Origin of the sequence: Streptococcus phocae (genome assembly GCF_001302265.1) — a bacterium.
GTDB lineage: Bacteria > Bacillota > Bacilli > Lactobacillales > Streptococcaceae > Streptococcus > Streptococcus phocae.
Map to the genome: position 1 here is coordinate 1 of NZ_LHQM01000014.1, position 6,167 is coordinate 6,167.

General features: G+C 38.5%; 9 protein-coding genes. All 9 read right to left on the reverse strand.

Going from position 1 to position 6,167, the window contains the following annotated elements:
- Positions 1-55: 55 nt before the first annotated feature.
- Positions 56-364, reverse strand: coding sequence for a TipAS antibiotic-recognition domain-containing protein (locus tag AKK44_RS08670; protein WP_161802567.1), 309 nt, complete (start codon positions 362-364; stop codon positions 56-58).
- Positions 361-1,488 carry a nucleotidyltransferase gene (locus tag AKK44_RS04600; protein ID WP_054278717.1) on the reverse strand — a complete coding sequence of 376 codons (1,128 nt, stop codon included), beginning with the start codon at positions 1,486-1,488 and terminating at the stop codon, positions 361-363. The genes AKK44_RS08670 and AKK44_RS04600 overlap by 4 nt, the downstream gene beginning before the upstream one ends.
- 12 nt (positions 1,489-1,500) lie before the next feature.
- The gene (locus AKK44_RS04605; RefSeq protein WP_037595767.1) at positions 1,501-2,244 is read right to left on the reverse strand and encodes a class I SAM-dependent DNA methyltransferase; all 744 of its coding nucleotides are present in this window, start codon (positions 2,242-2,244) and stop codon (positions 1,501-1,503) included.
- Positions 2,245-2,288: 44 nt separating this feature from the next.
- Entirely contained in the window at positions 2,289-2,645 is a 357-nt protein-coding gene (rsfS, locus tag AKK44_RS04610; protein WP_037595769.1) for a ribosome silencing factor, read from the reverse strand.
- A gap of 133 nt (positions 2,646-2,778) precedes the next feature.
- Positions 2,779-3,372, reverse strand: coding sequence for a bis(5'-nucleosyl)-tetraphosphatase (symmetrical) YqeK (gene yqeK, locus AKK44_RS04615; protein WP_054278718.1), 594 nt, complete (start codon positions 3,370-3,372; stop codon positions 2,779-2,781).
- Positions 3,369-4,001: a nicotinate-nucleotide adenylyltransferase gene (locus tag AKK44_RS04620; RefSeq protein ID WP_054278721.1), complete on the reverse strand. Its 633-nt coding sequence runs from the start codon at positions 3,999-4,001 to the stop codon at positions 3,369-3,371. The genes yqeK and AKK44_RS04620 overlap by 4 nt, the downstream gene beginning before the upstream one ends.
- A 92-nt stretch (positions 4,002-4,093) precedes the next feature.
- Positions 4,094-4,402: a ribosome assembly RNA-binding protein YhbY gene (gene yhbY, locus AKK44_RS04625; protein WP_054278719.1), complete on the reverse strand. Its 309-nt coding sequence runs from the start codon at positions 4,400-4,402 to the stop codon at positions 4,094-4,096.
- Positions 4,403-4,428: 26 nt separating this feature from the next.
- Positions 4,429-5,547 carry a ribosome biogenesis GTPase YqeH gene (yqeH, locus tag AKK44_RS04630; protein ID WP_054278720.1) on the reverse strand — a complete coding sequence of 373 codons (1,119 nt, stop codon included), beginning with the start codon at positions 5,545-5,547 and terminating at the stop codon, positions 4,429-4,431.
- Entirely contained in the window at positions 5,547-6,074 is a 528-nt protein-coding gene (locus AKK44_RS04635; RefSeq protein WP_037595775.1) for a YqeG family HAD IIIA-type phosphatase, read from the reverse strand. The genes yqeH and AKK44_RS04635 overlap by 1 nt, the downstream gene beginning before the upstream one ends.
- Between the last annotated feature and the right edge of the window lie 93 nt (positions 6,075-6,167).

Consider the following 6,167-nt stretch of genomic DNA (forward strand, 5'->3'; position numbering starts at 1 on the left):
ATCATTGACAAATGTACACAATATTGGCCACTGTATTATACCTAATCGTATCAGATTAATCTTGATTACAAAAGTGTTCAATCGCTCGGCTGACAAACTCAGCTGTTTTGGGACCACCTATTTGGTCAATATATTCTTTAAATCGTTCATCTGCTATATAAATAGCGCCCAAACCAGCCAATTCTTCTCTTGTACAGTCATAAAACTCCTGACTGATATAATTTTGTAAAATTGTGACCTGATTTTGTACGGCTTGGTCTGTAACTGACCTGGCTGACAGTTGCCCAAATTTTCGGAAAATAGATTTCATTTCCTTAGAAAACTGTTCTGAATCTTTCTGATTAGCTCGACTGGTATAAGTCAAGTAAGCTTTTGTTTTACCCCAATGCTTCTCAGCTTCTTCACCCTGATGGGTGTGCGTCCAAAAGTTTGTTCTGGCATCGCTACTTGACCCAATTGATAGACTGTATCGGCTTGCTGAGTCAGTGCATCCCAAGGAATATTACCAATGCGAGTAACCAAGTTTACCGATTTTTTTATTTTTTTAAGATGTTCTTGCCCTTTAGGGGTAAATCCAAGAACATGGATTCCACTTGGTAAACTACTTTCAACAGCATTAACCAAAATATAAGTCAGCGCTCGCCGCACTCGCGCTTTAGTGTAGCGCTTTGTTGCTACACTATCCACCAACTCTTCCACAGTCTTAGTATCTTTGATTGCTCGCTGCATTCTATGAGCAAGCTCTTCATTGACTTGTAACACTTGAGTGAGGTCTTGATGGGTCAAAATTTGATAGCTCAATAGAGCAAAATAATTGTCCCAGGAAGTTTTAGGCGCCGTCAAAATCAATTCCGGACTCGGAACTGACTTTTCCACAAACGACTTATCTAAAATGTGCTTTCTGATTGCTGTCGCTGAAGCTATCTGCTGGTCTTTACTCTCAGAGTGAAAGGCAGCCCCTTGGCGCTTAATCGGTCTGAGACGAATTGCTTTTCCCACACTGGCTTTAGCATAAGCTAGGCCCAGTATATGGTTGGGGGTTTCACTTGAAAACCGAAGCCCTGCAAAAGTTTCCCACATGCGTTGTGCTTTTTGAGGATAGGCCAGAGAATCGGGAAGTTGGGTGAGATGAGATGCCATTTGTTCAGAATTCTCCGCATATACCTGAGCAATCTGTTGATAATCAAGTAGCTCCTCCGTTCCAAAAGCAAGGGTCGTTATCCCCAATCTGGTTAAAATATCCACAGCCCCTTGTGCAAAATAATCTGCTGACTGAACAGAGACCAAAAAAGGAAGTTCAACGACCAAGTCAGCCCCATGTTCTAAAGCCATCTGTGCTCGTGTCCACTTATCCACAAGTGCAGGTTCTCCTCTTTGGACAAAGTTGCCCGACATGGCAACAATCTTGAGCCCTTCTGCCTGTGACAGTAAATACTGATGCCCAAAATGAAAAGGATTAAATTCAGCAATAATACCCGTAACAACCATTTGGCTAGCTCCTTACTTGCGTGCCACAAAAAACCAGCGTTTACTTGTGGCTGTAGGCGCTTGATCTTCAAAATCAGCATAGACTTTGAATGATTTGAACCCGGCTTGCTCTAAAAGAATATCATAGGTCAATAGCTCATAGGTGCGTTCTTCATGGACTTCATCAAAGCGTGAAAACCGACCATCCTCATCTTGAATGAAAAAAGTTAACTCATGAACCACCGAATACGGTGCCTCGTCTTCAAAGCTATCCCAAACCATAGCAAAATCATCAGCATTTTCATGGTAAGCATAGCCAGGAAAGACCTTTTCCATTTGATAAATTGAATGAACATCAAAAATAAAAATACCATCATCATTTAAGGCATCATAGACTTGCTTAAACACATCCCCAACTTCAACTTCATCTTGCATATAACAAATAGAGTCGGAATAACACGTCACAAAATCAAAAGTTCCTACTTTGGACAAGTCTAACATATTGCCTTGTGTAAAATGAATCTCTTTTTTTGCGGACTCTGCTCGCTTTTTAGCTACTGCCAACATTTCTTGACTAAGGTCCAGTCCTGTCACGTCAAAACCAGCTTGAGCAAATCGGACTGACTGGATACCTGTTCCACAGGCCAATTCCAACAAACTTTTGCGATTTTTATGTTTCGGCAAATGACGAAGCGAAAAATCAGTCCATAAATCGTAGAGTGATTGGTCCATAATAGCATCATAAACAGATGCAAACTTTTCATAATTTTTCTGCATATTTTACCCTCAAAAACCTTGCCAATGTGACAAGGTCTCTTCTTTTATTCGCTTAAATAAGACACAACATCAACAACTGGTGCTTGATGCCATAATTTTTCAAGATTATAGTGATGGCGCTCATCTTCTGAGAAGATATGAACGACAATATCATTCAAATCAAGTAAAACCCAACCCGCTTGGCTATCGCCTTCAATATGACTAGCGTCGCCACCAGCTTCTTTAACCTTCTCACGAATATTTTCGGCAACAGCTTCTAACTGACGGCTATTTGTCGCACTAGTGATGACAAAATAATCTGTCAAGCTTGTTAAACCAGCTAAATCAAGCGCTAAAATATCTTCAGCACGCTTTTCGTCAGCAGCCTTAACAACAATTTCTAAAAGTTCTTCTTTTTTCATGTTTTCCTCATATCAAATAATATTTCAATTATTAGCTTGATTTCATGAGCTTCCCAAAATAAACTTTGGAATACCGGTAGCAAGCCTAGCAAGATTACCATCAAAATGGTAATCTGTAAATGTTTTTTGCCCTTTAAGTGGTTTTCAGATAGTGACAAAAAGCATTATAAGTTTCTATGGTTTGTGGATGAATTGGCTGCGCCTGAGATGCTAAATAAGCAATCGTATTAGCCGTTTCATATGCCACAGCTTTATTAAGATCAAGCTGCGCTATTTTTCGAGCTTCATCTACCATAGGAAAAACGCGACCTTCCTCAATATAATCAGCAACATAGAGAATCTTATCGAGAATAGACATTTCGGCAGCACCGACAGTGTGAATCTCAATCGCTCGTAAAATAGCTTGATCAGCCAGTCCTAAATCCTCTTTTATCTTATAAATGCCAACCATACCGTGCCAAATATTATTATTCCACTTGGTCAATTCATTAGGGAGGTGATATTTATCAATCAATTTAAGAAATTCTTGATCAGAGCATTCCTTAGCATAATCATGGAGCAGGGCGGCCAAGCCAGCCTTAACACTATCATAGCCATAATAATCAGCTAGCTGAATTGCTGCTTTTTCCACTCCTAAAACGTGTTTAAAACGCTTGTCACTCATCTGTTGTTTAATTTTTCGCAACAATTCATCACGGTCATAAGGAACGTAATTCTCGTACATCATCTATACAGACCTTCTTTATTAATATAATCTAAAACAGATTTCGGGAGTAAATAGTTGGGTTGACGACCTTTTTTGATAAAATCACGAATCATACTCGAAGAAATGTCCATCAAAGGCACATCTACCCAGATTACAGGATAGGAAGTCCCAGCCTTATATTTGGGCCGTTGTACTCCAACAAACTGCACCATATCAATTAATTCATCAATCCGATACCATTTAGGGAGATAATCAACCATGTCTGCACCAATAATAAAGTAATAATCCACATCAGGATTTTTCTCAATCAATGCTTTCATAGTGTCATAGGTATAGCTAATACCTTGACGCTCAAGTTCAATTGTCTCAAGCGACAAACCTTCAGTGTCTTGGATAGCTAATTCTAGCATGTCTAGTCGATTTTTAGCATCAATTGTTTCTTTTTCATCAATGTGAGGGGGTTTAAACTCAGGCATGAGTAACACCTCATCTAAACCAAGCTGCTGCCTTACTTGATCAGCAACTATCAGATGTGCATGATGAACAGGGTTGAAATTCCCACCCAAAATACCAATTTGTCTTCGATTAGTATCTATTTCTTTCGTTTCTAATTCTACCTTAGTGAAAGGTGTCAGTAATTCTAAAGCCATAATTTCTCCCAAATATCGCTCTTTACCAATTAAAAAGGCTAGCTAGTTTAGCGGTTAGACAGCATATCTCAAGCTAGCTACGAAATACCAAGCTAAATATCTTTTACTTTTACCGATAATTTCCGATTTTCTTTTTTAGCTGATACTTTATATAAAATTAAAATCCGTCCTATTTTCAGAACAGTATCGCATCTCAGTTCTTCTTCTAGGGTCTCAGCGACATCGTGGATATCTTCGTCAGTATTTTGTAAAAGGGTTACCTTAATCAACTCTCTGGCATCCAAAGCATGACGAATACTTGTTTTTATCGGATTATTCAATCCATTTTTCCCAATCTGTACAATTGGTTTAAGGCTATGTGCTTCTGATTTCAAAAAAGCTCTTTGTTTACTTGTAAGCATCTTGTTCCATCTTTTCCATTTTTTTATTAAATTAAAGCTTTGCGCAATATAACACCAACACCATCGGGTGCCCAGGCAGCAACCTTAACTTTATTTGTCTGACTAGCATTCACTCGAATCCAACCCAATCCAGAAAATACAATATCCATTTTACTATCAATCATAAACTCATGACGAACAAGTTTTGGAAACTGATTTAGTTCTTTGGAACCAGGAGGAGTTAGCAAACTTCCTACATGTTTGTCATAAAAATCCGTAGCACCATCAAGTTTTGTTCGATGCAAAAGCAAATTATTGTCAAAAAAGGCAGTAAAACCTTGTCTGTCTCCACTGATAAAATCAAATCTAGCTAAGCCGCCCAAAAAAAGAGTTTGTGCTGCATTTAATTGATATGTCTTAGGTTTAATTTCCTTTTTAGGACTCACAAATTTTAAATCTTTTGCGGATAAATAATGTGCCATTTGATGACGATGAATAATTCCTGGCGTGTCAAAAATAAAGGAACCATCATCTAATGGGATTTCAATTTTATCAAGTGTTGTTCCAGGAAAGCGAGAAGTCGTGATAACATCCTTATCTCCTGTAATTTCTTGAATCATGGCGTTAATCAACGTTGACTTCCCAACATTTGTCACACCAACTACATAGACATTTCGTCCCTTACGTAATTGATCAATACGAGTGATAAGCTCTTTTATCGCATAATTATTCTGGGCACTTGTCAAAACAACATCCACTGGTCGTAGACCTTCTTCGTGTGAACGTTCCATTAACCATTGTGACACCTTACTGTCTTTTACGGATTTCGGAAGAATGTCTTTCTTATTCCCCACCAGGAGGACATCATTCCCAGATACAAATCGAGATAACCCTGGGATAACTGAGCCGTTAAAATCAAAAATGTCAACAACATTAAGAACCAATGCATCACTTTCTCCCACGTCATGCAAGAGCTTTAAAAAATCATCATCGGTGAAATGAACATCTGTAATTTCATTATAATGACGTAGTCTAAAACAACGCTGACAGTAAAGTTCACCAGTCTCTAATCCCTTTTTTAAAGCTGCCGCTGGCGTATAACCAGCTTTTTCTTTTTCTGTAGTTTGAATCTGAATACCACAGCCTATACAAAATAATTCTTCCATTAAATTCCTTTTTGATATGATAATTTACCATATTTTTCTTCTAGTTTTGCTAAAACGCGACGTTCGCGCCACCGGTTAATTTTAGTATTCCAAGCATCTGATGCGACTATCGGTTTCACTAAAACAGATTTAATTCCTGCCCTATGACTAGCTCTGATATCTGTCATTAGCTGATCTCCAACCATGATGACTTCATCACGATCAAAACCATATCGTGTAATGGCCTTATTAATCCCAAAAGCAAAAGGCTTCATCGCCCTACTAATAAAATCGACCCCAAAACGTGACACAGCACGTTCCACACGAGAGTGGTTGTTATTTGAAACAACGACCACACTAATATCTGCTATCGTCATCTCGTCTAGCCAAGCACGAACCTCTGATGTCCCATCAGGGTTATTCCAAGCAATTAGTGTGTTATCTAAGTCTACCAAAACAGCTGTAATGCCATTACGCAACAAATCATTTGCTCTTAAATCGTAAACAGCCTCTACCGTATAGGTCGGCCTATAATCATCGATACTCATTTTTTCTCCAAAATAGTTAGTACCTCTTATTTTACCATATTTTAACAAAAATAGCATTTAAAATTAGCTTAAAATCCCCATACAAAAAGCCCC